Annotated in this window: 28 protein-coding genes, 1 tRNA gene and 2 pseudogenes; 9 read left to right on the forward strand and 22 right to left on the reverse strand. The window is 64.3% G+C overall.

From position 1 onward, the window contains the following. Nucleotides 1-31: 31 nt before the first annotated feature. The 9 genes from LG047_RS16365 to LG047_RS16405 all read right to left on the reverse strand — a co-directional run bounded on the left by LG047_RS16365 (nucleotide 32) and on the right by LG047_RS16405 (nucleotide 9,588). Nucleotides 32-601, reverse strand: a complete 570-nt coding sequence (locus LG047_RS16365; RefSeq protein WP_227967802.1) for a DUF447 domain-containing protein — start codon at nucleotides 599-601, stop codon at nucleotides 32-34. Next, a complete protein-coding gene (locus LG047_RS16370; protein WP_227967804.1) occupies nucleotides 585-2,006 on the reverse strand; it encodes a DUF6513 domain-containing protein in 1,422 nt (473 codons plus the stop codon). The genes LG047_RS16365 and LG047_RS16370 overlap by 17 nt, the downstream gene beginning before the upstream one ends. A gap of 37 nt (nucleotides 2,007-2,043) precedes the next feature. Next, complete coding sequence (locus tag LG047_RS16375) at nucleotides 2,044-2,601, reverse strand: flavoprotein (RefSeq protein ID WP_036282872.1); 558 nt, start codon at nucleotides 2,599-2,601, stop codon at nucleotides 2,044-2,046. Next, complete coding sequence (locus LG047_RS16380) at nucleotides 2,598-3,242, reverse strand: uridylate kinase (protein ID WP_227967805.1); 645 nt, start codon at nucleotides 3,240-3,242, stop codon at nucleotides 2,598-2,600. The genes LG047_RS16375 and LG047_RS16380 overlap by 4 nt, the downstream gene beginning before the upstream one ends. Next, entirely contained in the window at nucleotides 3,226-4,374 is a 1,149-nt protein-coding gene (locus LG047_RS16385; RefSeq protein WP_227967807.1) for a (5-formylfuran-3-yl)methyl phosphate synthase, read from the reverse strand. The genes LG047_RS16380 and LG047_RS16385 overlap by 17 nt, the downstream gene beginning before the upstream one ends. Before the next feature lie 63 nt (nucleotides 4,375-4,437). Further along, on the reverse strand, nucleotides 4,438-5,757 hold the full coding sequence (locus tag LG047_RS16390) for a folylpolyglutamate synthase/dihydrofolate synthase family protein (RefSeq protein ID WP_227967808.1): 1,320 nt from the start codon (nucleotides 5,755-5,757) through the stop codon (nucleotides 4,438-4,440). A gap of 23 nt (nucleotides 5,758-5,780) precedes the next feature. Next, nucleotides 5,781-6,644 carry an acetyl-CoA carboxylase, carboxyltransferase subunit beta gene (gene accD / locus LG047_RS16395; RefSeq protein WP_227967810.1) on the reverse strand — a complete coding sequence of 288 codons (864 nt, stop codon included), beginning with the start codon at nucleotides 6,642-6,644 and terminating at the stop codon, nucleotides 5,781-5,783. Next, a complete protein-coding gene (trpA, locus tag LG047_RS16400) occupies nucleotides 6,641-7,519 on the reverse strand; it encodes a tryptophan synthase subunit alpha (protein WP_227967812.1) in 879 nt (292 codons plus the stop codon). The genes accD and trpA overlap by 4 nt, the downstream gene beginning before the upstream one ends. A gap of 125 nt (nucleotides 7,520-7,644) precedes the next feature. Further along, nucleotides 7,645-9,588, reverse strand: a complete 1,944-nt coding sequence (locus LG047_RS16405; protein ID WP_036282862.1) for a potassium transporter Kup — start codon at nucleotides 9,586-9,588, stop codon at nucleotides 7,645-7,647. Nucleotides 9,589-9,836: 248 nt separating this feature from the next. Here LG047_RS16405 and LG047_RS16410 point away from each other — a divergent pair, with 248 nt between their 5' ends. After that, the gene (locus LG047_RS16410; protein ID WP_227967813.1) at nucleotides 9,837-10,631 is read left to right on the forward strand and encodes a dienelactone hydrolase family protein; all 795 of its coding nucleotides are present in this window, start codon (nucleotides 9,837-9,839) and stop codon (nucleotides 10,629-10,631) included. A gap of 6 nt (nucleotides 10,632-10,637) precedes the next feature. On the opposite strand, the gene LG047_RS16415 is transcribed toward LG047_RS16410, so the two are convergent. Continuing rightward, nucleotides 10,638-10,850, reverse strand: a complete 213-nt coding sequence (locus LG047_RS16415; RefSeq protein WP_227967815.1) for a DUF1674 domain-containing protein — start codon at nucleotides 10,848-10,850, stop codon at nucleotides 10,638-10,640. Between the two features lie 86 nt (nucleotides 10,851-10,936). On the opposite strand from LG047_RS16415, the gene LG047_RS16420 reads away from it, so the two are divergent. Next, a complete protein-coding gene (locus LG047_RS16420) occupies nucleotides 10,937-12,352 on the forward strand; it encodes an RsmB/NOP family class I SAM-dependent RNA methyltransferase (protein ID WP_036282857.1) in 1,416 nt (471 codons plus the stop codon). A 2-nt stretch (nucleotides 12,353-12,354) separates the two neighbouring features. On the opposite strand, the gene LG047_RS16425 is transcribed toward LG047_RS16420, so the two are convergent. Both LG047_RS16425 and LG047_RS16430 read right to left on the reverse strand, forming a co-directional pair. Then, on the reverse strand, nucleotides 12,355-13,269 hold the full coding sequence (locus tag LG047_RS16425; protein ID WP_227967817.1) for a bifunctional 2-polyprenyl-6-hydroxyphenol methylase/3-demethylubiquinol 3-O-methyltransferase UbiG: 915 nt from the start codon (nucleotides 13,267-13,269) through the stop codon (nucleotides 12,355-12,357). A gap of 202 nt (nucleotides 13,270-13,471) precedes the next feature. Then, nucleotides 13,472-14,848, reverse strand: coding sequence for a S1C family serine protease (locus LG047_RS16430; protein ID WP_227967818.1), 1,377 nt, complete (start codon nucleotides 14,846-14,848; stop codon nucleotides 13,472-13,474). A 273-nt stretch (nucleotides 14,849-15,121) separates the two neighbouring features. Here LG047_RS16430 and LG047_RS16435 point away from each other — a divergent pair, with 273 nt between their 5' ends. Beyond that, nucleotides 15,122-15,538 carry a hypothetical protein gene (locus tag LG047_RS16435; RefSeq protein WP_227967819.1) on the forward strand — a complete coding sequence of 139 codons (417 nt, stop codon included), beginning with the start codon at nucleotides 15,122-15,124 and terminating at the stop codon, nucleotides 15,536-15,538. Nucleotides 15,539-15,745: 207 nt separating this feature from the next. Further along, nucleotides 15,746-16,414, forward strand: a complete 669-nt coding sequence (locus LG047_RS16440; RefSeq protein WP_227967820.1) for a CatA-like O-acetyltransferase — start codon at nucleotides 15,746-15,748, stop codon at nucleotides 16,412-16,414. Between the two features lie 9 nt (nucleotides 16,415-16,423). On the opposite strand, the gene LG047_RS16445 is transcribed toward LG047_RS16440, so the two are convergent. The 3 genes from LG047_RS16445 to LG047_RS16455 form a co-directional block, all read right to left on the reverse strand. After that, complete coding sequence (locus tag LG047_RS16445; RefSeq protein WP_227967821.1) at nucleotides 16,424-16,930, reverse strand: RNA pyrophosphohydrolase; 507 nt, start codon at nucleotides 16,928-16,930, stop codon at nucleotides 16,424-16,426. Then, entirely contained in the window at nucleotides 16,927-18,162 is a 1,236-nt protein-coding gene (locus LG047_RS16450; RefSeq protein WP_227967822.1) for a divergent polysaccharide deacetylase family protein, read from the reverse strand. The genes LG047_RS16445 and LG047_RS16450 overlap by 4 nt, the downstream gene beginning before the upstream one ends. A gap of 100 nt (nucleotides 18,163-18,262) precedes the next feature. Beyond that, complete coding sequence (locus LG047_RS16455) at nucleotides 18,263-19,303, reverse strand: Ppx/GppA phosphatase family protein (protein ID WP_227967823.1); 1,041 nt, start codon at nucleotides 19,301-19,303, stop codon at nucleotides 18,263-18,265. 340 nt (nucleotides 19,304-19,643) lie between these two features. Between LG047_RS16455 and LG047_RS16460 the strand changes: the two genes are divergently transcribed. Then, nucleotides 19,644-19,717: transfer RNA gene (locus LG047_RS16460), tRNA-Gln, on the forward strand. A 243-nt stretch (nucleotides 19,718-19,960) separates the two neighbouring features. Here the strand turns inward: LG047_RS16460 and LG047_RS16465 are convergent. The 4 genes and pseudogenes from LG047_RS16465 to LG047_RS16480 form a co-directional block, all read right to left on the reverse strand. Next, nucleotides 19,961-20,638, reverse strand: a pseudogene (locus LG047_RS16465) (recombinase family protein); the annotation flags it as partial. Further along, on the reverse strand, nucleotides 20,625-21,110 hold the full coding sequence (locus tag LG047_RS16470; protein WP_227967825.1) for a DUF2924 domain-containing protein: 486 nt from the start codon (nucleotides 21,108-21,110) through the stop codon (nucleotides 20,625-20,627). The gene LG047_RS16470 and the pseudogene LG047_RS16465, both read right to left, overlap by 14 nt. Before the next feature lies 1 nt (nucleotide 21,111). Continuing rightward, a pseudogene (locus LG047_RS16475) lies at nucleotides 21,112-21,270 on the reverse strand (DUF3489 domain-containing protein); the annotation flags it as partial. 12 nt (nucleotides 21,271-21,282) lie between these two features. Further along, a complete protein-coding gene (locus LG047_RS16480; protein ID WP_227967827.1) occupies nucleotides 21,283-21,483 on the reverse strand; it encodes a hypothetical protein in 201 nt (66 codons plus the stop codon). A gap of 521 nt (nucleotides 21,484-22,004) precedes the next feature. Here LG047_RS16480 and LG047_RS16485 point away from each other — a divergent pair. From LG047_RS16485 to LG047_RS16500, 4 genes are all read left to right on the forward strand, one after another. Then, the gene (locus LG047_RS16485; RefSeq protein ID WP_227967829.1) at nucleotides 22,005-22,637 is read left to right on the forward strand and encodes a hypothetical protein; all 633 of its coding nucleotides are present in this window, start codon (nucleotides 22,005-22,007) and stop codon (nucleotides 22,635-22,637) included. Between the two features lie 200 nt (nucleotides 22,638-22,837). Beyond that, nucleotides 22,838-23,032: a transposase gene (locus tag LG047_RS16490; protein WP_227967831.1), complete on the forward strand. Its 195-nt coding sequence runs from the start codon at nucleotides 22,838-22,840 to the stop codon at nucleotides 23,030-23,032. A gap of 33 nt (nucleotides 23,033-23,065) precedes the next feature. Further along, nucleotides 23,066-23,278: a hypothetical protein gene (locus LG047_RS16495; RefSeq protein ID WP_227967833.1), complete on the forward strand. Its 213-nt coding sequence runs from the start codon at nucleotides 23,066-23,068 to the stop codon at nucleotides 23,276-23,278. Nucleotides 23,279-23,364: 86 nt separating this feature from the next. Further along, nucleotides 23,365-24,081: an integrase core domain-containing protein gene (locus LG047_RS16500; RefSeq protein WP_227967834.1), complete on the forward strand. Its 717-nt coding sequence runs from the start codon at nucleotides 23,365-23,367 to the stop codon at nucleotides 24,079-24,081. Here the strand turns inward: LG047_RS16500 and tnpB are convergent. The 3 genes from tnpB to LG047_RS16515 form a co-directional block, all read right to left on the reverse strand. Continuing rightward, nucleotides 24,035-24,412 (reverse strand): IS66 family insertion sequence element accessory protein TnpB, encoded by a 378-nt coding sequence (gene tnpB, locus LG047_RS16505; RefSeq protein WP_227967836.1) that lies wholly within the window; start codon nucleotides 24,410-24,412, stop codon nucleotides 24,035-24,037. The genes LG047_RS16500 and tnpB overlap by 47 nt on opposite strands. Nucleotides 24,413-24,423: 11 nt before the next feature. Continuing rightward, on the reverse strand, nucleotides 24,424-24,843 hold the full coding sequence (locus LG047_RS16510) for a transposase (protein ID WP_227967837.1): 420 nt from the start codon (nucleotides 24,841-24,843) through the stop codon (nucleotides 24,424-24,426). Between the two features lie 438 nt (nucleotides 24,844-25,281). After that, nucleotides 25,282-26,331 (reverse strand): IS110 family transposase, encoded by a 1,050-nt coding sequence (locus LG047_RS16515; RefSeq protein WP_227967838.1) that lies wholly within the window; start codon nucleotides 26,329-26,331, stop codon nucleotides 25,282-25,284. Nucleotides 26,332-26,836: the final 505 nt, after the last annotated feature.

Below are 26,836 nucleotides of genomic sequence, written 5' to 3' on the forward strand. Positions count from 1 at the left end.
GCAAAAGTCTGCCGGCTTTCGCAGAATGCGCCTAGGCGGTTTCCCGCGAGAGATGCTCGGCGATCTTTTCCATCACCATGTCCCAAGCCTCGCGCTCGGCCTCTCCCGCCGTCTTGTCTATTGCGATCCTGAGATAGGCGATTTCGCTCTCGATCTTCTCGCGCGGCAGGCGTCCGAGACGCGTGGCGAGAATCGCCGCTTCCAGCACGGCGGCGCGGGCGCGATTCATGCCGAGAAAGGGGCGATGCGCTTCCGTGTGCTTCACGCGACAGATGAAACGCGGGCGAATCTCATCCTCCTCGACGCGCACGACTTCCAGTTCCGCATGGGCCAGCGCGCAGGAGAGGCGCGGGGCCGGCCAGTTCTCTATGTCCGTCAGCGGAAAGGTGCGATGACCGACGACGAGCCCCGCAAAGACGCGCGCGTCGTCCGTGAAGCTGGCGGTGGCTTTCGGCGTCTGGCTCAGATTGAAGAGCGTTGCGGAGGGGCGAAAGGGGGCGATGATCCAGTGAGGTCCATCCTCGATCAGTCCGAGAGGCGCGATATGCGGGCGGCCGACGGGAGAGAGCGTCGTCACGACGCATTCATGTATCAGAGGCATCTTCCGCGCGTCCCTCGCCCGCCTTGCGCATGGTGTGTCCCATTTCCTTGAAGCGCGTGGCGTCCTCTTCATTAATGTCCACGGCCGCGCCAAAGTCCAGCGGCTCGTCCTGGCGATAGCGCTTGCCCAGCTTGAAGGCGATCTCGGCCTTCATCAGCTCCGTTCCGAGATAGAAGGCGTGCGCGCCGTCGTGCTCGACGCCCAGATGCGGAAAGAGCGACATGGCGTCGCCGGCGACGTGGTGGAAGCGCTTGGCGTAGATATGCACGCCGTCCTGCGTCGTATCGATTCGGAAATTGCTGTCGCGCAATTCGCGCGCGAGTTCGGCGATTTCGAGCGGCGTCGCGGCGTAGGGGCGACGGTCGTGCAATTGTAAAAGCGCGTCGCTGTAGCCCTTCGGCAACGCGCGATCGGCGCGGGCCGCGTACATGAGACGCCGCGCCGCGTCATGCTCCTGCAGCGTGCGACGCGTGTGCGGGCTCACCTGCACGGTGAGAAGATGGCGGATATTGAGCTCCGAACATATGCCGAGCATCGCGGCCGTGACGCCGCCCGAGTCCGCGTCGGTGAGTTCGGTGAGATTGCCCGTGCCCATCATGATCTCGGCCTCGGGCTCGCGCGCGCGCAGCTCCACATAGCGCGCGATGGACGCCGCGAATCCGAAGTGAATCGGATCGAGAATCGGATCGAGGATCGCGCTGATTCCGCGTCTGTGCGCGATCCGCGCCGCGCGCTGAAGCGAATCGAGATCGCCGTGCGGGCGCGGCACGAGTATCGGAACGACGGATGAATTATCGGGAAGAATCCGCAGCGTCTCTTCGTCGAGACTCAGCAGATGATCGACGCCGGCTCTCGCCGCCCGCTCGAGTTCGGAGACATTGGCGGAATCGACGCTCACCTTGAGGCCGTTCGCCTTCAGCGCCGCTATGGTTTCTTCCATATGGTCGAACGGCGTATCGGGCAGGCAGCCGAGGTCGATGACGTCGGCGCCGCCGCGTTGCAGGACGAGCGCTTTCGCCACCACCTCGTCGACCGTCATTTTCGAGGCGTCGACGATCTCCGCGAAAATGCGCATGTCATGGCGCGAGAGATCGGGCGCGCGGCCGCCATGGCCGAGATAGGCGGGAAGGTCCGCGATTTCCTCCGGCCCGCGCTCGAAGGGCACGCCGAATTCCCTGGCGAGCGCGTCGAGGTCAGCGCGGCAGCGGCCGGGCAGGATCACGCGATCCGCCTCCACGGGCCGGGGCAGGCGACGCTGGATGATCTCCTGCGTCATCAACGCCGCGACCTTCACGCCAATGTCGTGAATGCGCCAGTCGCGCGCCGTCTCGCCGAAGCCCGCCACCATCCGCTCGAGCCGCGGAAAGGCCAGATGGCCGGTGAGGAACAGCAGGCGCTCGCTCATGCAATGTCTTTCATTCGAAGCACGCCCGCTGGCGCGCCTATCCTTGCGGCGTGACTTCGCGGCGGCGGCGTTCGACCGCCTCGTTCAGGGCCGCGAGGCTCTCGACGACCTGCGTCGCCTCGAAGGATTTGAGCTTGTCGGTGTTCTCCAGGTCGATGCGCCGCGGGTAGACCATCACCATGCCCTTTGGCGCGCGCGTTTCGAGTTCCGGCGCCGTGTCGCAGGCGAAGACGATGGTCGGCACGCGGCACTTGCCGGCCTGCGCGAAGACATTCGTGGCGAGATTGTCGGAAATTCCGACGACGGCTTTCGCCACGGTGTTCGAGGTCGCGGGCGCGACGACCAGCGTGTGATAGACGTTGTAATAGAAGCCGCCGACTGGCGCGGCGCTCGCTGTCGTGTCCTTGAAGATGCGGATCGTGTCCGGCAGGTCGAGGTCGTGCTTGTACATGCGCACGACTTCCGCCGCCGCCTTGCTGACGAAGAGATCGCAGTGATCGAGCGAGCGGATCATTTCGAGACATTCGGTAAAGAAATGTCCCGAGCCGGTGAGCGCCCAGCCCCAGCGCGGCGTCACAACGTTCTTTTTTGTCATGAGGCGATCTTCTGTGTTGATGCCGCGACAGGAACGCCGGGCAGGGCGCCGCCGGTCAAGAGCTGCGCTGCATCAGCGAGCGCCCGCGGACCGGCGACGAAGACGGGCGTTCCGTCGACATAGGTTGGAAAGGCCGGGTCGACAACGCCGGCCGAGACGAGATCGCGCAAAGCAAGATCGACGCCGACATCGACGCTCTTGATCATCAGTAGCGCGGCCGCATTCGTTTCTCTCGCCAGCCAGGCCGCAAGACTGTCCGAGGTCACGTCCCAGCCCGGCGCAATGTCGCGCGCCGCTCCGACCATTGGAGAGGGGCGCCAGAGCGCGACGCGGCCGCGGGCGTGGATCGCCTCGATCTCCTCGCGCGTTCCGGCGAGGTCGAGATCGTGAAGGCTCGCGAGCGCCAGCGCATATTGCTCCATCGCCAGCACGGCCATGGCGTGGGCTGCCGTATCCGGAAAGCCGATCTTCGGCTGCGCGGCGCGCACTGCGTCTGCGAAGGGGCCGCCGCCTGAAACCAGCGTCAGCCTGTGCGGATAGTTTTTCAGCGCCGCGATCCAGCGCGCGAGATCGGGCGAGGCGTGAAGGCTGCCGCCGATCTTCGCGACAACGAGCGGCCGCGCCTCAGTCTTCGACGGCATCGGCGTAGTTCGGCGCGTAGGGCTGGCGGCGCGCGTCCTCATGGACGCGCTCGCGGCGGATCTTCACGCCGACGGCGCCGGGCGCAACGTCGAGCTTTTCGACCTGCACCGTCACCGAGCGCACGCGCTCATGCAGCAGCACGCTCTCCGCAAGCCGCTCCGCGATCGTCTCGACCATGGCGATGTGGCCGCCGGCGAGGATCATTTTGATCGCGTCCATGATGACGTCGTAGGAGAAGACCGAGCGCATGTCGTCGGCGCCATTGGCGCGCGCCACGTCGGCGTCGACGTTGAAACGCACGCGTTGCGTATGGCCATATTCATGCGCATAGGCGCCGACCTCCATCGGCACGACATAGTCGTGCAGGAAGACGCAGTCGGTGTCATTGGCGCTGGGCGGCTGGATATAGCCGCGGCCGAGATGCGACCAGTCGGCGACGGGCGCCACTCTCTCGCCGCGCTGGAGCGGGATGAGATCGCGGATCAGCGCCGTCGCGCGGCCGTCGATGGCGCCGCGCCGGTCGCCGTGGGCGCAAAGCGCGCCGCGAAAGCCGATGACGCTCGCGCCCGTGACGAGAAGGCGCGGGACGTCGGGCGGCTCCAGCGCGCCGGCGAGTCCCGAGGCGAGGCCCAACGCGCGGCATTTGGCGACGAATTCGGAAAGGTCGCCGATGTTCATCATGTCGATGAGGCGGCCCTTGCCCTTGTGCGCCGTGTCCAGCATCGCGCCGTGGAAACCGGCGCGGGCGAGGGCGGGAAGAAGGTCGAAGTCCGGTCCGAGGTCCGCGAAGATCACCGCGACGAGTTTTACGCGCGCCGCGAGGGGGGCCAAGGCCTCGATGATCTCGTCGGCGTCGGGCGTGACGGGCAAAGCGAATTTCACATATTCGACGCCAGTCGCGATGGCGGCCTCGAAGTCGCGGCGCGCGTGCGCCACGTCGTGCGGAAGTTCGACGACGGCGCTCACGGGCCGGCGGCCGTTAACCGCGGCGACGATTTCGGAGACCTGCGCGAGCGGCAGGGCGCCGAGCGCGCCGCGGGCGGGGTCCTTGCAGTCGATGATGTCGGCGCCGTGCGCGAGCGCGATCTCCGCCTCCTCGCGCGACAGAACGCTGGCCAACATCAGGGTCATTACTTACGCTCCGAAAAACCGTCGATTGCCGCTCTTACTACATTCGTGTGGGATGCGCGCGGCCTACTCTATCTGCGACCCGTTCGCTCCCAGCACCGTCGCGGCGAGGTAGAGGGAGCCGGCGATGAGCACGCGGGGCGGCTGGTCGAAGCTCCGCATCCGCAGGATCGACAGCGCCTCCTCGACGCTGTTGGCGGCGGCGGCGCTCGGGATGCCCTCGGCCTTCGCCAGCGCGGCGACTTCCTCCGGCGGCCAGCTCTTGTGCTCGCCTTCGACGGGCACGGCCACCACTTCGCGGGCGAGACCGGCGAAGTGCCGCAGCAGCGCGCCCACATCCTTGGTCGTCTGCGCGCCGCAGATCAGCGCCAGCGGGCGCGGCGCGCGGTCGTGGAATTCGGCCATCGCCTCGGCGAGCACCCGGCCGCCGTCTTCATTGTGGCCGCCGTCGAGCCAGATCTCGGCGCCTGCGGGAGCGAGCTCGACGATCCGGCCGCGCACCAGCCGCTGGAGCCGGGCGGGCCACTCGGCGCGCGTCAGCCCGGCCTCGATCGCGCCCGTCGGAATGTCCGGGACGACGGCGCGCAGCGCGGCGATGGCGCCGGCGGCGTTCTCATGCTGGTGACGCCCCGCGAGGCGGGGCAGGGGCAGGTCGAGGAGTCCGCGCTCGTCCTCGAAGACGAGCCGCCCATTTTCTTCCCGAACATGGAAGTCGCGCCCCGCGACGACGAGCGGCGCGCCCGCGCGGCGGGCCTCGCGCTCCAGCACTTTCTCCGCCGCCTCGGACTGGAATCCGACGATGGCTGCCGCGCCGCGCTTGAAGATGCCGGCCTTTTCATAGGCGATCTTCTCGACCGTATCGCCGAGGAACTCCATGTGGTCGAGAGAGATGGAAGTGACGATCGTCGCTTTCGGATTGGCGATGACGTTGGTCGCGTCGTAGCGCCCTCCGAGGCCGGTCTCCAGTAGCAGCCAGTCGGCGGGCGTCTCGGCGAAAAGCGAGAAGGCCGCCGCCGTCGTCACCTCGAAGAAGGTGATCGGCTGGCCGCCATTCGCCTGTTCGCAGCGCTCCAGCGCCGCATTCAGCCGGTCGTCGTCGACGAGCTTGCCGCCGCCCTCCGCGCCGAGCCGGATGCGCTCGTTGAAACGGAGCAGATGCGGCGAGGTGTAGACATGCACGCGCTTGCCCGCCGCCTCCAGCATCGCGCGCAGAAAGGCGATGGTCGAGCCCTTGCCGTTGGTGCCGGCGACATGGATCGTCGGCGGCAGGCGCAGGTCGGGACGGCCGAGCGCCTCCAGCAGCCGCTCGGTGCGGCCGAGCGACAGATCGATGCGCTTGGGATGAAGCGTGAGCAGTCGCGACAGGATCGCGTCATGCTGATCCATTGCGGGTCGCGCCTTTCTCGAGATTACGCGGCGCGGCGCGGCGGCGACTTGGTCAGGAGGCCGCACAGGCGCGCGAGAGTCTCGCGCATCTCCTGACGCGGCACCACCATGTCGACCATGCCATGGTCGCGCAGATATTCAGCGCGCTGGAAGCCGTCCGGCAGTTTCTCGCGGATCGTCTGCTCGATTACGCGGGCGCCGGCGAAGCCGATGATCGCGCCGGGCTCCGCTATCTGCACGTCGCCGAGCATCGCATAAGAGGCTGTGACGCCGCCGGTCGTCGGATTCGTCAGCACGACGATATAGGGGAGCTTCGCGTCGCGCAGGCGCTGCACGGCGATGGTCGTGCGCGGCATCTGCATCAGCGAGAACATGCCCTCCTGCATGCGGGCGCCGCCGGAGGCGGTGAAGATAATGAAAGGCGTGCGCTTGGCGAGCGCATGTTCGGCGCCGGCGACGATGGCCTCGCCCGCCGCCATGCCGAGCGAGCCGCCGAGAAAGTCGAAATCCTGTACGGCGACCGTGACCTGCGAGCCTTCAAGCTTGCCGCTTGCGAGCGTCACCGCGTCCTGCATGCCGGTCTTGACGCGATATTCCTTCAGCTTGTCGACATAGCGCTTGATGTCGCGGAATTTCAGCGGATCGACCGGCGCCTCGGGCGTCGGCAGTAACTCCATCTCGCCATTGTCGAACAGCGTCGTCAGCCGCACCTCGACCGGACAGCGCATGTGATAGCCGGAGCCCGGCACGACGAAGAGATTGGCCTCGATGTCCTTGTGGAACACGAGCTGGCCGCTCTCCGGGCATTTCACCCATAGATTCTCCGGCGCCTCGCGCTTGATGAGGGCCTTTATCTTGGGCGGGACGACGTTGGAATACCAGTTCATGACCAGAGCCTCGTCAGCCAGGAAAACGCGCCGCTTTTCGCGGGGGCCGGGCTTCTCGCGCCATGCACGCCGCCGGCGATGCTCGCGACGAGCGACGTCACCGCCTCGACGCTTTGCGGGCTCGCCTTGTTACCAGCGTCGAGCGACGCCTTCAGCGCCTCGACCAGCGCCGAGCCCACCACCACGCCGTCCGCCGTCCGCGCGATTTCCGCGGCGTTCGCCGCGTTTTTCACGCCGAAGCCCACTGCGATCGGCAATCCCGTATGGCCCTTGATGCGTTTCACCGCCTGACTCACGCCGGCGTAATCCGCGAGCGCCGCGCCAGTGATGCCCGTCAGCGAGACATAATAGACGAAGCCAGACGTATTTTCGAGAACCTTGGGAAGGCGCCGGTCGTCCGTCGTCGGCGTGGCGAGGCGGATGAAGTTCAGCCCCGCGTCGCGCGCGGGGATGCACAGCTCCTGGTCTTCTTCGGGGGGAAGATCGACGACGATCAGGCCGTCCACGCCCGCCGCCCTGGCGTCGGCGAGGAACTTGTCCACGCCATAGACATAAATGGGGTTGTAGTAGCCCATCAGCACGATCGGCGTTTCGTTGTCGCCCGCGCGGAAGTCGGTCACGAGCTTCAGGGTCTTCCTGAGCGTCATCCCGGCCTTGAGCGCCCGCAGGCCCGCGGCCTGAATCGCCGGTCCGTCGGCCATGGGGTCGGTGAAGGGCATGCCCAGTTCGATCACGTCGGCGCCGGCGGCTGGCAGCGCCTTGACGATGTCGAGAGAGGTCGCGGGGTCGGGATCGCCCGCCATCACGAATGTCACGAGGGCGGCGCGCCCTTCGGCTTTCAGGGCGTTGAAACGGTCGTCGATGCGAGTGGACATAAGGCTTCGAGTTCTTTCCGGTTCAGCGGTCTTCGTGATGGGTCATGCCGCCATTTTTCAACCGATGGCTTAGTCCCTGGCCCGTCTCTCGTCCACCCTTTTCGCTCGGTCCGAAAAGGCGCGCGTCAGATCGTCACCTGCGCCCCCAGCTCCACCACGCGGTCGGATGGAATCGAGAAGAAGTCCGTCGCGTTCGCGGCCTGTTTCGTGAGCGCGACATAGAGCTTGTCCTGCCAGGCCGGCATTTCGGAGGCGGGGCTTTCCTTGATCGAGCGGCGGCCGAGGAAGAAGCTCGTGGTCATGATGTCGTATTTCAGCCCCGCCTTGCGCATGGCGGCGAGGGCGGCGGGCACGCGCGGGCTTTCCATGAAGCCGTAATGCAGCTTCGCGGTGTAGAAGTTCTCGGCAAGCTTCTCGATTTCGAAACGCTTCTCCGGCGCGACGCGGGGCCGGTCCTCGGTCTTCACGCAAATCACCAGCACACGCTCATGCAAAACCTTGTTATGCTTGAGATTATGCATGAGCGCGGTGGGCGCGACATTGGGGTCGCTCGTGAGAAAGATCGCCATGCCCGGCACGCGCGTGGGACGGGATTTCTCCAGCATGGCGATCAGCTCCATGATGGGAAGCGAGTCGCGATGGGTCTTTTCGGCGAGAAGCCGCGTTCCCCGCACCCATGTCCACATGACGATCATCGCGCAGCCGCCGAGCACCAGCGGCACCCAGCCGCCGTCCACGACCTTCATCAGATTGGCGGCGAGGAAGGCGAATTCGACGATGAGGAACGACGCCGCGAACAGGATCGCCGCCCCCAGCGGCCAGCCCCATTTGCGCCAGGCGACGATGAAGAGGAGCGAGGTCGACAGCACCATCGTGCCCGTCACGGCGATGCCATAGGCGGAGGCGAGCGCGGACGAGCTCTTGAAGGCGATGACGAGCAGAAGCACGCCGATCAGCAGCAGGCGATTGACGCGGCCGATGTAGATCTGCCCCTCCTGCATGGCTGAGGTGTGGGTGATTTCGAGGCGCGGCAGAAGGCCGAGCTGGATGGCCTGCCGGGCGAGCGAGAAGGCGCCGGTGATGACCGCCTGCGCGGCGATGGTCGTCGCCATTGTGGAGAGGATGACGAGAGGCAGGAGCCCCCAGTCCGGCGCAAGCAGAAAGAACGGGTTGCCGACCGACTCGGGCTTCGACAGGATCAGCGCGCCCTGGCCGAGATAGTTGAGCAGCAGCGCCGGCAGCACGAAGCAGAGCCAGGCGATCTGGATCGGAAAGCGGCCGAAATGGCCCATGTCGGCATAGAGCGCCTCGACGCCGGTCACGGCCAGAAACACCGAGCCGAGCACCACGAAGCCGAGCCAGCCATGGGTGACAAGGAACATGATGCCGCGCCGCGGATCGAATGCGGCGAGCACCTGCGGCGCGTCGGGAATATGCGAGGCGCCGAGCACGCCGATGGTGAGGAAGAAGGTGATCATGATCGGGCCGAAGAAGGCCGCTACCCGCGCCGTGCCATGGCTCTGCACCCAGAACAGCGTCACCAGAATGAAAATGGTGATGGGTATGACGAATTCGCTGAAGCGATGCGTCACGAGTTCGAGACCCTCGATCGCCGACATCACCGAGATGGCCGGGGTGATCATCGCCTCGCCGGCAAAAAGCGCGGCGCCGCCGACGCCGAGCAGGAAGGCGACCTGCGTGCGCCGACCCATCGCCGTCTGCGCCAGCGCCATCAGCGAGAGAATGCCGCCCTCGCCGCGGTTGTCGGCGCGCATCACGAAGAAGATGTATTTGATCGTGACCGTGAAAATCAGCGCGAAGATGAGGAGCGAGATGGAGCCGATCACGGCTTCCTCGGTGAGCGAGTCGGCCTCGACCTGATGGGCGAGCGACTCGCGCAGCGCATAGAGCGGGCTCGTGCCGATGTCGCCGTAGACGACGCCGATCGAGCCGATCACGAGGCCGATGAGTCCGCCCTTGCCGTGCTCATGCCCATGCTCGAGTTCGGGGCCGGAGGCCGGAACCGGCGTGATCGTCTGCGGCTGTTCCGCGCCCGGCTGCTGCATCATTGAATGGTCCTTCTGGAATTGCGGGCGGGAGCGCGGCGCGACGCGTGTCTGGAACAGGGCGCCTTTGCGACGGAACTCGGGGCGAACACGGGCTTACCCTCTCCAGCGCGGAGAGCCCTCTCCGCGATCGGAGCGGCGATATACGCGCTTTTCTCCGCAAAGAGAAGGCGCCGCCGCCGCGAAGGCATGGCGGTCGCGGCTTGCGCCGGCGCCGGCGAGCGCGCAGTTTGTCGTCCCGGAGGTCCGCGATGACGCAACAAGACGGCGGCAAGGGATATGCGAAGGCGGCCGGCGCAGCCGCGCCACAGACGATCGTCACGGACGAGGCGGGGCTGGAAGCGGCAATGACGACATTGCCGGACGGCGCGCCCGCCTATGTCGCCCGGCCGGAGGGACGACGCGGCCTACCCGTAATATTGATCGGTCAGGAGATTTTCGGCCTGCACGAACATATCCGCGACATCGCCCGCCGTTTCGCGAAGCTGGGCTATTTCGCGGTCGCCCCCGATTATCTCATCCGATACGGCGACCCGATGGCGGCGCCGGATATCGACGCCATCCGCGCCATCGTCGCCAAAGTCCCGGACGCCGAGACCATGGCCATCTTCGACGCGGCGCTGGCGCACGCCGGCGCGAATGGCGGCGATGTGTCGCGCGCGGCCGTCACCGGCTTTTGCTGGGGCGGGCGCATCGCCTGGCTTTATGCGGCGCATAATCCGAAGCTGAAAGCCTGCGCGCCCTGGTACGGCCGCCTCGACGGCCCCCATACGGCCCAACAGCCGCGCTGGCCGATCGACATCGCGGGCGACTTGCGCGTGCCGACGCTCGGCCTTTACGGGGGCGCCGATCCGAGCATTCCGCTCGATCTAGTAGCCGCCATGCGGGCGAAGCTCTCCGCGGCCGGGGCGCCGGCGGAAATTGTCGTTTATGACGACGCCCCCCACGCCTTCTACGCAGATTACCGCGAGAGCTATCGCGACGCCGCGGCCGTCGACGCCTGGGGGCGGATGCTGGCCTTCCTGCGGGCGAGGGGGGTGGGGTAGGCCGGTTCAGAAATCGCTGGCGACGCCCTTCACCTCCCAATCGCCGAAGCGCGCGGGATCGAGCCCGCCGCGGCCCCCGATCTCCGTCGCCTTGGTCTTGTCCACAGCGTCGCGGCGGCGAGCTTCGGCCTCGGCCAGCGCTCGCTGTGCGGCGGCGGGCAAATTGTTCTTTGTTTCGCGAAGCTTGTCGTCGTCGCTTGCGCGAGGCGCGTCGGACATGGCTGCTTTCCCTGCTTTCCTCGCCCTGCGAGGCGTCGCTTGTGGTATGATTCGCGACGCGTCGGGGCAGTGGAGACGGCTATTTCGTGAGCAGCAATAGTAGATCAACCCCCTCGCGATCGAAACCGGCGCGGCCGTCCGCGCGACAGGGCTTCGTCCCGGCGGAAGCCGCTCGCGAGGCCGAAGCGGCCAAGACGCCCGGCCTTCTCGCCCGTCTCGCGGCCGCCGCCATCATCTGCGACGTGGTGCAGGGCGGCCACCGGCTCGACGAATGTTTTTCGGCCAATGCGGTGCCCTCGCGCCTCACCGGCCTCGACCCGCGGGACGTCGCGCTCACGCGCTCCATCGCGACCGTCTCGCTCCGCCGGCTCGGCGTCATCCGTCACGTCCTGTCCGAGCTTCTGGAGAAGGGCCTGCCGCGGCAGGCCGGGCGCCTCGAATACACGCTGATCGCCGCCGCCGCGCAGCTCCTGTTTCTCGACGCCGCCGACCACGCGGCCGTCGACCTCGCCGTGCGAGCGACGCGGCTCGAGCCCAAGACCGGCGCCTTCGCCGGCCTCGTTAATGGCGTCCTGCGCAATCTGCTTCGTCGGCGCGAGGAATTTCTCGAACTCGCCGCGAGCGGCGAATACGACACGCCGCCCTGGCTCGCCCAGCGCTGGCGCAAGCACTACGGGGACGAGGCGGCGCACGCCATCTCCGCCATGCACATGCTTGAGCCTCCGCTCGACGTCTCCGTGAAGTCGAATCCGGAAGAATGGGCGAGACAGCTCGACGGCCTCGTGCTGCCGACGGGCTCCGTGCGGCTGCGGACGCGCGCCGCGATCCCGGAGCTTCCCGGCTACGCCGACGGCGAATGGTGGGTGCAGGACGCAGCCGCCGCGCTGCCGGCGCGTCTCCTCGGCGCAAAGCCCGACGAGCGCGTGCTCGACATGTGCGCCGCGCCCGGCGGCAAGACGGCGCAACTCGTTCATGCGCGCGCCCATGTCGTTGCGCTGGACCGCTCGGCTGAGCGGCTGAAGCTGCTCGCCGCAAATCTCGCGCGGCTCGACCTGCGCGCCGATATCGCCGTGGGCGACGCCACGGGCTATCAGGCGCAGCCTTTCGACGCCATACTCGTCGACGCGCCCTGTTCCGCGACGGGCACGATAAGGCGGCATCCCGACGTGCCCTGGACCAAGAAACCCGGCGACATCGACACGCTCGCCGCGCTGCAGGCCAAGATGCTCGCGCGCGCCGCCTTGCTGACGAAGGCGGGCGGACGCATCGTCTACTGCACTTGCTCGCTGGAGCCGGAAGAAGGCGAGCAGCAGATAGCGGCCTTCCTGCGACGCAATCCGGATTTCCGACGCGAGCCGATCACGGCCGCGGAGGGCGTGCCGGCGGAATTCATCAATCGCGACGGCGACCTGCGCACCCTGCCGTGCTTCTGGCCGAACGAAGACCCGAGGCTTGCGGGGATCGACGGGTTTTTCGCGGCCCGGCTGACGCGGCAGGCATAGGTCTAAAAATGCAGCGTGCAAAGGAGCGCCAGCTTCGACGCATCTCGTTCTATTCTCAATTTCGCGGACGGCGCGTCTGCTTTGGCGACAATGCGACGTATGTCGTCTTCGCTGCGGTGAATCAGTTTCCAGTCGGCCAGGTTCTCGATCCAGATCCTGTATGGATTGCTGTCGGAAATGTTGGTGAACGCGATGCAGCCGTCGGCGGCTACCGAAGCCGAAAGCTGATTGAGAAGTCGGCTGACGTGCCGCGATGGCAGATAGTCGAACAATCCGCCGCAAACGATGGCGTCGAAAGGACCCAACGTCGCCGCGTCGCGAGCGCCCCTTAAAGCATCCTGTTTGATTGAAGCCACCGACCGGGCCTTTCGCAGCCTGTCGGCCGAGAGTGCGAGGGCGTCGCTGTCCATGTCGATGAGGGTGAAGTCGCAATCCTCGAGGAATGGCGGATCGCCGGCGAGGTCGGCGCATCCGCCGCAGCCGAGATTCAAAATCCTGCCGCCTCGTCGCGCCGCCCGCTCAATAATCCCTCGTTGCCAAACGAGTTTGTTCCTGTGCTGCTGGGCGATCGGACAGTTCAGGGCGTACCATTCCAGCCAGTAGGCTGGATCGCTCGCGTCGATGCGAGGCGTTGCATCAGCCAACCATTCGATCGTTTCGAAGTCGCCCGGATAACCACGCGGCCACCTCTGCAGCCTCCTTATGAATGGTGACGCGCCGTGCAGCCGCCATGCCGAGCGAAGAATTTCGCCGACGTCTTCAGGTTGGTGCTGCAGATAATCCCCAAGTGATCTGCAAAGTTTGTGAATCGAGCTTATTGTCGTGTGGGGATCGTTTTGCTGAAAGCGCGCGCAAAATTCGGACACGGAATTTTCAAGATTGAGAAAATCCTGATCTTCTTGAGATAGCATCTGCATGACACGGCTCGTCGTCCAATGTGAATTGAAACGAATGATCGTGATTCACGCTACCGCGATCCGCTGTGAGCAGCGTCATCCAAACAGATGACGACGCTGACCCGGAAGTGCTCGTATCATGAAAAAGGAATGCGCTTCTCCCGATAAATTTCTCAGATCTCGGCTGGGGCCGCGGGCGTGAGGCCTGCGCGCTCCAATTCGTCTACCTGTCGCACCGGACGAGCGTCGACATCGCTTTCGCGTGTTCGGCGAGATCGGCTGAGGCCATGGGCTGCGTCGCGTTCGAAGTCGCGTAGCGCACGCCGTTGACGTCGAGAAAATTCATCAGCACCGTCGCCTTGATCGCAAAATTGACGTTCTGGGCCACGTCCTGCGTCGTCGCCGCGATCTTGAGGACATTGAGCTTGCTGACGACCACGCCGATCACGCCGCCATTCCGGTCGAGCACGGGGCCGCCGCTGTTGCCCGGCTGCACCGGCGCGGAAATCTGGATGTATCGCGTGTCGTCGTTAAGGCCCGCGAGCGCGGAGACATTTCCGACCGTGAAATTTCCTTTTGTCGAGAGAAGGCCGACCAGCGGATAGCCGAATACGGCGATCTCCTCGCCGATCCTGACGCCTGCGCGCAGCGACGCCGTCGAGGAAGGCTTTATTTCGCTTTTGAGCAGGGCGAGATCATTTGCGCTGTCGCGGGCGATTACGCGCGCGGGTTCAGGCGCTCCCGATCCGGCAATGATCCAGGGCCTGTCGCAGCCCTCGACGACATGGGCGTTGGTGACGACGCTCCCCGAAGCGGAAATGAAAAATCCCGAGCCCCACGACGTGGCGTCCTGCTTCGATTCCGGCTCCGGGACACGAGAACCCCCCGGCGCTGGCGGCGGTGGTTCGGCCGGCTCCTCTCCTACAGGATGAAACTGCGCGGAGGTCTGTTCCATCCGGGAAGGGTCCGCCGCGAGAAAACGGAGCATTCCATTCTGCCCCGGCCTCGCGAATCTGGCGACCCAGACGAAGCCCTTGCCGCCTGCAAGCCTGTAGACGGGAAGGCCCTCCCTTGCGGACTGATGAAAATTCATGAGGTAATCGACGAGGAATCCGAGTTTCGGATTGTCCCCGCCGGCCAGCGCGGACAAAGCGCGCGGATGCAATGGCTGAAGTTCGATGTCGCCCCATGTCGCGATCACGCCGGCGCGTGACGTGCGAATTTGCGGCGCGTTCCCGAACTGGGTCGACAGCCGCGCCAGTTCGCGCTCGATTTCTTGTCGGGTGAAAAAGGCGGGCGAAACCGATTTATTTATATATGTGACGATGTTGTTGTAGAGATGCAGAATTGTGATCGCATTGCTGGCGCCGTCCTTCGTTTCTTTGAAGCGGCAGACGATCGAACTCTGATATTGCTCGCTCGGCTGACATTTATATCGTCTGTACTGCCATGAGCCGGGGACGACAGGGGCTCCAACGCCCAACCCTTCGACCGCATAGGGCTCCATGAATCGAACGCCGCCCTTTTCCCTCGCGCAAACGGTCGTCGACAGGAGGGCGAGCGCGAAAACGTGAACATACAGTGTCGGCGCCTTTTGCAATGCTTTGTCTCCGCGTTCCACAGCGCTGCCCATGGACACGGATCGGAGCAGTTAAACAAATGGCCGTCAACGGCTCGTGCGGCAAGCTCGAAACGGCGCTGCGACGCGGCGTCGGCGCGTTTCTCCGTCTATTTCCCGAAGCGTCAAAATCGATCCGGCGACTGAACTATCCTCGATGATGGCTGACGGCAATCCATTCGCTTATCTTTTGACTTTATCAAATACTGACCAGTATAATTCAATTGATAATGTCGACAATTCATGGAGATTGGAATGAAAAAGCTTCTCATGACGCTGAGCGCACTGATGTTTTGGTCGAGCTCCGCCTATGCGGTTTGCACCAAGCCCGTCGGCAAGTTCGTCGGATCCGTCGCTGGAGAAATTTACAACACGCAGACGAAGGCTACGGTCAAGTTTGCGCTTACCCAGACGATTACAATTGCCGCGGGCGGCAATGGAAACTTCACTCAGTCCGGCGAAGCGACGATCGGACCGCTCAACGTGAACGTCAACTTCGGAGCGGCGCAAAATGCCTTCAACGCGAATACATGCGTCGGGAAACTGACGGCGAATGGCAGACTGTATCAATACACTTCGAGCGTCAGCGGCAACGACATGACCCTCGTCGACATTACACCTTTCCCGGACGCCAATGTGTCGGTCTATGTCATCAACCTCAAGAAGGTGTAGATCGAACACGTTACATCATGCGCGGGAGGCGAGCTTCAACAAGTGTGAGCTTCTCTCGAATTGCAGACGGAGACCGCCATTTTGTGGCGGTCTCCAGCACGCAGGAGGCGGACAGGCGCCGCGCCGTCTTCGAAGCTTTTCTGAACGCGCTCGAGTTTTGTAAATTGCGTTCGCTCCCGGGGCGCGACGGTCGAGAGGAAATGAACCATGTCGGGGCGACATGAAGAGCCGCCGGTTTGCAGAGCGATCGATCTTGCGACCTATCCGCGCCGGAGGCATTACGATTACTTTCGCGCCTTCGATGTGCCGGTGAACTCGAGAACCGTGCAGATCGACATCACGCGGCTCCGGCGCCATGTCTCGGCGCAAGGACTACGTTTCTTCGTCACCCTCAGCTTTCTGCTGACCAGGGCGGCGAATGAGATTCCCGAACTCAGGCACAGGATCGAGGACGAGATTCTGGTGGAGTTCGACAAGGTGCTGCCTTCTTTCACGGTGCTGGACCATGAAAACGTCCTGAATTTCGCCAAGGGCGTTTACAGCGGCTGCTTCACGACGGATTACGCGGTCAATATCGATCGGATCGAGCGGGCGAAGAGGGGGCTGGACCAGAGCGACGCGCCGGAGCGGCAGTGTCAGATTTTCATCACCAACGTGCCGTGGTTCAGTTTTACGTCAATTCATCATCCCTATTCGCGACACAATGCGTCCATTCCGATCTTCAGCGTCGGAAAGGTCTATGAGGAAGGGTCGAAAGCGAAAGTCCCGCTCGGCTTGCAGTCCAATCACGCGCTCGTCGACGGCTATCACATCGGACGCTTCGTCGAGCTTTTCACCGCCTTTTGCGCTGATCCGGAATCAGCGCTGCGCGCGTGAGCAAAAACGTCATGCCTTGGCGTAGCGCGCGAACTCTCTCAGGACTTCCATATAGACGGGACGCTTGAACGGCACGATCAGTTCTGGCAGGCGCGAGAGTTTCTCCCAGCGCCATTCGTCGAATTCCGGCTTGTGTTTGCCTCCGCCGGGATAATGAATGTCGATCTCGCTCTCGTCGCCGGTGAAGCGCAGCGCGAACCAGCGTTGCGTCTGGCCGAGATATTTGCCGGTCCAGCGCTTGTTGGCCTCCGGCGGCAGGTCATAGCTCAGCCAGCGCGGCGCCTCGGCGATCAGCTCCACGCTCGACACATTGGTCTCTTCATGGAGTTCGCGCAGCGCAGCTTCATAGGGCGTCTCGCCCTCGTCGATGCCGCCCTGCGGCATCTGCCACAGAAAGGGCGGGGCGACGACGTCGAACGTTCCCTTGCCGCGCCGCCGGCCGATGAAGACGAGGCCCTGCGCGTTGAGCAGCGCCACGCCGACGCAGGGGCGGTAATGGGGCTTCGGTCCGCTCATCGGCGTGCGCCCCGGCCGGCGTCCGCAGCCGTGCCGCCAGAGGCGCCCCTGGGCGCGAGCGCAGCCGAAACAGGAGCGAGCGCAATGCCGCGTCGTTCGAGATCGCGGGCGAAGCGGGCGACGCGGGAAATCGTCGCGGGCACGGCGTTGGCGAAACCGATGGCGACGCCCTTGTCGCGCGCCTGGGTTTCGAGTTGCGCCAACGCCGCGTCGATGGATTGCGGCGTGTTTCGCGCGTCGATCACCACGTCGACCTTCGCGTGCGGAAGCGAGAATTTCGGCGCGAGAGCCGTTATGAGGGACTGCGGCGCGGCGCCGTCGTCGAGAAAGAAAAGGCCGCGCTGCGCGATCTCCGCGAGGGCGCCGGACAGCGCCTGCTCATCGGCCGTATAGCGGCCGCCAAGATAGTTCATGACGCCGGCGTAGCCCGAAAAGCGACTCATCAGCCACTGGAGATCGTCGGCTCCGCCGTCCGGCGCGCCGGTGACGAGCGTATGCGGGCCGGGGTTGTTCTGCGGATAGTCGAAGGGCTCCATCGGCGCCTGCAACAGCGCCTCGTGACCGCGCGCGCGGGCGGAAGCGACGAGACGGTCGAGCTCCGCCCCATAGGGCGCGAAGGCGAGGGTGACGCCCTCGGGCAACTGGTCGATCGCGTCGGCCGAGGTGGCGGCGTTCAGCCCGAGGCCGCCGATGACCAGCGCGATGCGCGGCGCATCGGCTTTCAGCGACGGCGCCGTGACGAAGGGCCGCGCATAGACGTCCATAGGCCGTGCGCCGTCCGCGCCGATCTTCGGCAGCAGCCCGTAACGGCCCTTTTCGACGACGCGGCGGTCCGGCGCCGGCGTCAGCCTGACGCCGGACGGCGGCTCGATCCGGATGATGCGGGCGGTTCCGCCCTCCGAGGCGCCGCTGCGCGTCACCTTCACGCCCGAGAGTTGCTCGAATTCACTGACGGTGGAAATCTGTTCGCGGCCGGCTGGCGGCGGGGCGGGCTCCACGGCGGCGGCGACGGGCGGGAGCGGCGGCGCGGGCTCCGGGGCCTTCGCAGGCTCGATGCGGGCGACGGCGTGGGGTTCGCCGCCGTAGGGGTCGCGGGGCGCAAGATAAAGGGCGAGCGCCCCGATGGCGACGAGGCCGCCCGCCGCCGCGCCAAAAGCGCGCCGCGGTTTCGCGACGGCCGGCTTCGGTCGGGAAGCGCCGCTTCCGAGAGGTGCGTTCAGTTCGTCGGTCATTGAGCCGGTCGCAAGAGAAAGCGCGCGCAGCCGGAATCCGAATCGCGCGCGTAGCCATTCTGCCGACTGCGCGCCCCGACGTCGAGGGCGCAGCAGTCGATCAGGCGCGGGCGAGCGCTCCGTCAGCTTCCATCAGTTCGAGCAGCATCCCTTCCCGCAGGCCGCGGTCGGCGATGCGGGTGCGACTCGCCGGAAACATCTCGCGGATCGCTTCGAAGATCGCGCAGCCGGCGAGAACGAGGTCCGCACGCTGGGGGCCGATGCAGCCGTTCGCCACGCGCTGCTCGAAATCCATGTCGCGCAGCCGCTCGATAGCCCGCGTCGCGTCCTCGTCGCTCATCCACAGACCGTCGACGCGCCAGCGGTCGTAGCGCTCGAGACCAAGATGGACGCCCGCGAGGGTCGTGACGGTGCCGGAGGTGCCGAGCAGGTGGAAGCGCGAGCAGCGCCGCACCCCAGTGGTCGCCTCGACGAAATGCGCCAGAGCCTCCTGCGCGTGACTTTTCATGGCGGCGAAGGTCGCGGCGTCGACGCTCTTGCCGCCGAAATGCTCGGCCAGCGTCACCACGCCGAGTTCGAGCGACGTCCAGCTGTGCAGGCCGCGCGCGTCGGGGCGGTGCGGCGGGCGGGTCAGCCAGACGAGTTCAGTCGAGCCGCCGCCGATGTCGAACAGCAGCACGCTCTCGGCGTGGGGATCGGCAAGCGACCCGCAGCCCCGCGCGGCGAAGCGCGCTTCGGTTTCCCGGTCGATGATTTCGAGTTCGAGACCCGTCCGCTCGCGCACGCGCTCGACGAATTCATCGCCGTTTTCGGCGCCGCGGCAGGCCTGGGTCGCGACGAGCCGAGCCCTGGTGACGCCGCGCGCCTCCATTTTGTCGCGGCAGATTTCCAGCGCGGCGATGGTGCGCTCGATGGCCTCCTCGCTGATCCGGCCGGCGCGGCCGAGCCCTTCGCCGAGACGCACGATGCGCGAGAAGGCGTCGATGACCCGCAGGAAATCGCCGTTGCGCCGGCGGGGACGCCTGTCCGGCCGCGCGATCAGCAGGCGGCAATTGTTGGTGCCGAGATCGAGCGCGGCGTAGGTGTGCTGGCTCCAGGAGGAGAGGGGGCGCGCGACCATTGTGGGCGCGGCGAGCGTCATCGCCCCCGGACCGCCGCCGCAGTCTCTCGCATCCAGACCCGGCCCTGTATGTGTGGGCCGTTCGGTCCCTGCCAAGGCAATGCTCCCGCAGTAATCCGTTGAGTCGCGCATCACGCCGCTTCCGCGACCCTGTTCGCGTTTTAACTTTCTTTCATGCCGGAACGCCGCCCGTCCCGCAAGGCGTTTTCCGCGCCACGGACGGGATTCGTCCGCTCTCTCCCCTCGCCGGGCTGCACAAGTCGTCGATAGAAGCGCGTCAAACGGTTGACAGCGCCCGCGGCGCTTACTAGACACCTCTCGCTCACGAGCGAAGCAGCGCCCCGTCGCCAGCATCGCGCGTTGGGGGATAGTTCAACGGTAGAACAGCGGACTCTGACTCCGTTAATCTTGGTTCGAATCCAGGTCCCCCAGCCACTTGATTTCATTGACATTTCCGGCCTAGGAGGGGGCGAAAAGAGCCCTTTTCATGTTGCATTTCCTTGCAATCCAAACGATTGATTTCCAATGACTTCCAAAAAATCGCGGCGACTCCACGCGACATGACCGCGACATGGAAAAGAACAAAAGAGCGACTTCAGCGATCGGACCACGATTTGAGGCAGCCCCTCTTCGAGAAGGTGCGAGTCGCTCTTACGCGGCCTTGCGCATCTCGGCGGCGCCCTCCCGTCGCTTGCTCGCGATGCCGACGCGGTCGAGCTCCGCTTTCGGCAGCGCGACTGTCCCCAGTTCGGCACAGCGCTGGAAGATCATCCGCACCGTCGCCGCCTCGGCCGTGTTGACCATCAGCTTGCGGTCTCTGACGTCATAACCGAGCGGGACATTGCTGCCCATCCACATGCCCTTGGCCTTCGACGCGGCGATCTTGTCGCGAATGCGCTCGCCGGCGATCTCGCGCTCGAACTGGGCGAAGGAGAGCAGCATGTTGAGCGTCAGCCCTCCCATCGAGGTGATGGTGTTGAACTGCTGCGTCACCGAGACGAAAGAGGCGCTGTGGGCGTCGAGAATGTCGACGATCTTGGCAAAGTCCGCCAACGATCGCGTCAGCCGGTCGACCTTGTAGACGACGATGATCTGGACCTTGCCGGCTTTGACGTCGGCCAGCAGGCGCTGCAAGGCGGGCCGCTCCATCGTGCCGCCGGACAATCCGCCATCGTCATACATGTCGGGCAGCGCCATCCAGCCGGCATGACGCTGGCTGACGATATAGGCTTCGCAAGCCTCGCGCTGGGCGTCGAGAGAATTGAACTCCTGCTCGAGACCCTCGTCGGACGATTTGCGGGTGTAGATCGCGCAGTGAACAATCGCGCCGGAGTTCGGACGATCAGGCTTGCGCATTCCCATCCTCCGTGCGCTCGACAGAGCGGGCTGCGCTTTTCCGCAAGCCGAAGAAGCGGGGCCCCGACCAATGGGCCCCGGTGATCTCCCGGGCGACAATTGTGAGGGAGGAATAGCGCTTGCCGTTCCATTCGACGCCGTCGGCATGGATCAGCACGCTGTGGGTGACGCCGCGCCATTCGCGCACCAGCCGCGTGCCGGGTTTCAGGGAAATCGGCGGGGCGGCCTTTCGCGCCTCGGCGAGGGAGTCCCCGATGTTGAGGCGTTGCAGCTGGCGGATGTTCGACCTGGAGAGGCCGCCGAGCGGCCTCTCCTGAAATTTGTAGGTGATTCCCCGCATCAACAGATCGCGGGACAGCCGCATCGGCGGCGAGGCTCGATGCAGTCTGCGCCACTCGCCGCGCAGTTCGAAGATCGTCAACGCCGAGAGCCGGGCGAGCTCCGCTGCGACATCGATCGACGCCTTGTTCATGTCAGCGTCCGCGGCGCGCCTTGATGCGGTAGCGGCGGACATCGCCGGCCGCTATCGAACTGGTCAGCGAGAAGCCGAGCTTTTTCTTCACCGTGCCGGCAAGGAAGCCGCGCACGCTGTGCTGTTGCCAGTTGGTCGCCTGCATCATCTCTTCGATGCTGGCGCCCTCGGGTCAGCTCAGTAGCGTGAGCACCCGTTCCCGCTTGGTGACGCGCTGCTCATGTTGCGATTCGGTCGGCTTCAGATCTTCGCCGGCGGCCGCCGCTCTCATTTGTTGCGGCGCTTTCGGCTTCTCGCCGGTCGCGCCTCGGGCTGCTGCCTTGCGTTTGGCCGTTGTGGCGGGGTCGATGGTGGCTGTGGTGGCTGTCGGCATGATCTTGGGCTCCGTTGATGCGGCGCCATGATTGACGCTCGCACCGACCAAAGCCCCGCAATCCGCGAGGCGAGCCCTGTCATCGGCGGCTCTGGCTCGGCCGCCTGATGTCGACAGCAATGCGTACTACGCCGCCGAAGTCCACTCGATTTTGAGGCGCAAAATCCGCGATGAGATCTTGGGTGTCTCGGTCGCACTCTCGCGCCGTTCAGCGGATTGGAGCCGTCAAATCTCGCGCGATCCTCGGCGGACTTCATCACGATTACGCCCGGATGTAATTTTCGGCGCACACAGATCGCTTGCCGGAAACAGTCAGTCGGGTCGGAACAGGTTCAAAACCGCTGGCCATCCGGCGAATGTGGGATGAAAGCGTGTTTGACGCTTCCATGACGCTGATTGGCGACCAATGCCTGCTCTTTGGCGAGCGGGCGAGGCACCTCGCTTCGCGTTTCGCTCCATTTAAAATGTCGTCCGCGCACACCGATGGGCAAATTCGTCCGCAAGGCAGGAGGACATAAGTGATGAAAGTCTCAAAAATCTTGGGATCCGTATTACTGACGGCGACGCTAACGCTAACATTTCAGCCGGCCGAGCTACTCGCGCAAGAACCGGCGACTCCGGAGGCCCGCACTGACGCCCGCACTCAAGAGACACGTTACGTTTTGGGAGGCGCGACTTTTGTGAAATTGGCTCCGGCCTTTATAAACGCTCTGGGGAGCCTGCGCATTTTCCCTTCGGCGGTTGGTCCGGGCGCTCTCATTTCGCGATCAGGCGCGCTGACGGCCGCATTTCCTATTACGACCGGAGCGGTCGATCCCTCTCCCGTATTTGCCGTATTGGATCACTCGGGCGGCCTGTCTCTGGCAACGGTCAGGAATCGGGCGTCGATCACGTCGTTCATCATTGACAGCAAAACGGGCCAGCTATCCGGCCTCGTGACCTGCGATTCAAACCTGGTCGGCCGCGTGCCGTTGTTCAATCTAAGGCTTACGCAAGCGCCGCGGATCAACGACCTGCAGATGACGATCGACGACGTTTCGCTCACTTTGACGAGCGGCGCGGCGTCCGCACTGAGCAATTGTCTTGGGAGGACGATCCCGCCAATCGAGATCGGGAGCGCGCAAGTCAGAGCGATGCTGGGCCCGCGGCTCTAATATCTAACGCTAATTCTACTCCGAACGACATGAAACGTCCTTGGTCTTTGCCGGGCAAGGGCGTTTTCTTTGTGCCGACGCCTGCGGCAACAGTGTAACGCTCCACCGTAGGCCGTCTGGCGGCTGGGTTTGGGGTCAGCGAAAGTCTCGTGCGGTGGCGCGCGGATCGTGTCCACTATAGATGATGGACGCTATCCCAAATGGCTGAAGAAAATTATTGCGGATCCGCGGTCGGTGAGCGGCGGCGGCGTTACTGGAAGAAGGAAGAGAAGCGCCGCATTGTTGCGGAGAGCTTTAAAGATGGCGCGTCGGTAGCGGAGGTGGCGCGGCGCTATGACCTGAACGCCAATTTGCTTTTCACGTGGCTGTGCCTACCGCAAATTCAATCCGACTGAAATGCGGCTGAAAGTTGGGGCATGCTTCGTCTCATGGCGGACGTGTTCAAGCTGGTCTGGTGGACGATCCTCGACCTGTTCCGATCCAGAGCGTCACTCGAAGCGGAGATCGTCGCGCTGCGCCAGCAACTCAACGTCCTGCGCAGAAAATCGGCGAGGCGACTGGCGTTCAGCATCGTCGATCGTCGATTTTTGCTGGGCTGTATCAAAATGCGCCGAGGATTGTCGACGTCTTGGCGATCGTAAAGCCCGAGACGGTTATTCGTTAGCGTCGCGCCGGTTTTCGTTTGTTCTGGCGGTGGAAGTCGCGACCTCGCAGCGGCAGGCGAAAAGTGGCGCTGGAAATCCGGCAACTGATCCGCGACATGAGCCTGGCTAACCCGCTGTGGGGAGCGCCGAGGATCCATGGAGAATTGCTCAAGCTCGGCGTCGATATTGGCCAAATTTCGGTGGCCAAGTACATGGCGAAACGCCGCAGGCCTCCTTCCCAAGGCTGGAAGACCTTTCTCCGCAACCACGCCGACGGCGTTGCGTCGATGGACCTGTTCGTGGTTCCGACAGTCTCCTTCAAGTTACTGTATGGCCTGCTGATTTTACGCCACGGCCGACGGCGGCTGCTATGGCTCGGCGTGACGGCGCATCCGACCGCCGAATGGCTGGCCCGGCAACTCACTGAGGCCTGCGGCTGGGATCCCGCGCCGAGATATCTCATTCGCGACCGCGACGGCGCCTATGGCGAGATCTTCAAACGCCGCCTTCGGGCGATGGGCATTCGTGACCGCCCAACCGCGCCGCGCTCGCGTTGGCAGAAGGGCTGTGCGGAACAGCTGATCGGCTCGATCCTACGGGAATGTTTTGATCATGTCGTCGTGTTCGGCGAGCGGCATCTGCGCCACGTGCTTCTTTCTTACATGGAGTATTACAATGATGCGCGGACTCACCTCTCATTGAACAAAGATGCACCCATGCCGCGCGCCATTCAGGCAGTCGGACGCATCATGCTCAGACAAAGGGTCGGCGGATTTCATCACCATTACACTCGGATTTGATTTCCGATAGGCACAGGACGCGTCGCCAGTCGAGTCCCTCCAGCAGCACCGAAAATTGCGCCGCCGACAGACGCATGACTCCGTCTTCGATCTTGGGCCAGCGGAACTCGCCGTCCTCCAGCCGCTTGGCGAAGAGGCGCACGCCCGCGCCGTCCCAGAAGACCAGCTTGATGCGGTCGGCGCGCCTGGCGCGAAAGACGTAGATCCCGCCGTCGAAGGGATCGCAATGAATCGTCTCGCGCACCAGCGCCGCGAGACCCTCCGCGCCCTTGCGGAAGTCGACCGGCTTTGTCGCCACCATCACGCGCACCGCGCCCGTCGGGCCGATCACTTCGCCCCCGGCTAGGTTCGCAGCGCGCGCAGGATCGCCGTCGCCATGCCGATGTCCGCGTCACGCCAGATCCACACATGCGTCTCGCCGATCTCGATCTCCACGACGGGCGCGGCGGCCGCCGCTTTCGGCGCAGGCGTCGGCGCGCGCACGGCGGCGGCGCTGTTCTCGGCAATCGCCGGAACAAATGCCGGCGCGCCCACCGCCTCAGCCCTGCGGCGCACCTCCCTTCGCCAGGTGAAGAGTTGCTGTGGCGTCGCGCCATGTCGACGCGCGACCTGCGAGACAACCGCGTCGGGAGCCTGCGACTCTTGGACCGCCAGCGTCTTCTCTTCCTCAGACCACCGGCGCCGCCCGCCAGCTCCAGTGATTACCTCGATGCGCCGTAAACCGGAGCCGTTCGGATCAAGCGAAGGATCAAGTCTGGACACAAGCCTTATCTCCAAATCAGGAGATCAGACTCGCCGCTTTCATCTCGCGTTTGAAGGCGGGGCCGTAACAGCGCTTATGCGTCCACGATCATGCCGCGGAAAAACTCAGCAAAGCTCGTCGGCTGCGCGAATAGGACAGGCTTCCGTAGTGGCCCGTTCGGCGTCAAGTCCCTCGTATCGACTTCTCCAATCCCGGGCGCTCGGCGCCAGCGATCTGTTTCCCTCGTCTTCGTCGCCGGTGTCTTGCTTCCGTCCGTGGTCAACGCCTTGGCCGCCACATGATGCCATCAGAGAAGACGGTCAGCCTATCTAAGAAGCGTGGTCCATCAGATCTGGCCACTGCCCATCCTGCGGCTTCACCGGCTCCAATCGTCCGGGCGACGGAACTTCGGAAGAAGCGGGCGTATTGTTCGAGCCCGCATCAAATCTCCGCTCTGGTCAGGCGCGAGCGAGTTGCGGCGCCGTTGGCGTCTCCTTGGTCCAGCGGAAACTCGTCCCATCCACCCATATCCGATGCAGGACGATACCGAGCTTGCGCGCCAGAGCGACTTTGGCGCGCTTCATGCCGCGCCGTTTGGCGACATCCATTCCCCAGCGCTTCAGCGCCGAGAAACGCGTGACCCGCGACAACAAGACGTTCGCCGCCTCATAGAGCGCGGTCCGCGCCATCTCGTCGCCGACACAAGTGACGCTGCCCTTCACGTCGGTCTCTCCCGACTGGTATTTTCTCGGCGTTAACCCCAACAACGCCCCAACTGCCTTGGACTTTTGGATGCGCCCGGGGTCGTCGATCGCCGTTTTGAAAGTGATGGCCACGAGCGGACCAACGCCAGGCACGCTCATCAGCCGCCGGCAAATCTCGTCCCGGCGCACGATCACCAGCATCGCCTTGTGCAGCTTCGAATACTCCTTCCACATAGCGGCGCGCGCGGCGAGCATTGCCTCGACGATCTGCTCCAACATTGCTTGACCGACGCACAGCTCGCGCACGCGAGCCTCGAAACCGTTGCGCGTCACGACGCCCATCTTCAGCCCGAAGCCGCGCAGAATGCCGTGTATGCTGAATTCCACGTCCAGCAGCTTTGCCAGCAATTGTTTGCGCGCGACGAGCAGAGCCCGGATTTCTTGTGATCCTGGAGATTTGCAATGGACTGGCCGAAACCAGCCAATCCGAAGGAGCTGGGCGATGCCGCGCGCGTCCCGTCGATCCGTTTTGACCGTCATCGCCGAAAGCGCCGCCTTCACATGCCGGGTATCGAGCAATACCGCTTCGAAACCGCCTTTGGTCAGACCGGCGTGCAGCCACTGTGAAAGAGGCCCAGCCTCCAGACCGATCCACTCGATCGAAAGCCTCAGCTTGCGTAAAAAGGCGACGATGGCCTCGGGACGGCTCTCGACGTTAGCCTCCGTGATTATTTTCCCAGCTGCGTCGACGACGCAGACGCTCGATAGTTCCAAAGAGACATCGATTCCGGCATAATATTTCATGGCTTGTCCTGCGACCCATATGCTTGGGGCCGGCCTCAACCAGAAACCCGTTCAACATGACACGGGGGATAAGCCGCCGTCCGTCGCCATCAGGCTCAGGCCAAGGCCATTACGGCATCTAATTGTTCTACCGCGGCGGAAATGGATCAGACCGCAACGGGGCACACGCGCTCTGTACAAAGTCGATCCCGGGAAGAGGAATCCGGTAGGTATTGTTCTTAAAATCCCATGACGAAAGCGGAGAGCTTGACATGATCCCACCGTTGTCGCCCGTGCAGCTGCCGTTGGTTCCCAAAAACGGCGTGTTTTGAACCCGACATTGACAGCTCAAGGGCCGATCTGGATCAGAGGGATTCCGTTTCTTTATGCACGGAGCAACGTCGCAAATCGCCCAATATAAGTCCCCATTATATCCTTCGGCATGTTGATCACACGCTTTTGGCTGTACCTTTAAAAGGCTACACCAACCACGATAAGAAAAGGTAGAAACCCACTCGTAATTGAC

This window comes from Methylocystis sp. WRRC1, from assembly GCF_020733155.1.
Taxonomy (GTDB): Bacteria; Pseudomonadota; Alphaproteobacteria; order Rhizobiales; family Beijerinckiaceae; genus Methylocystis.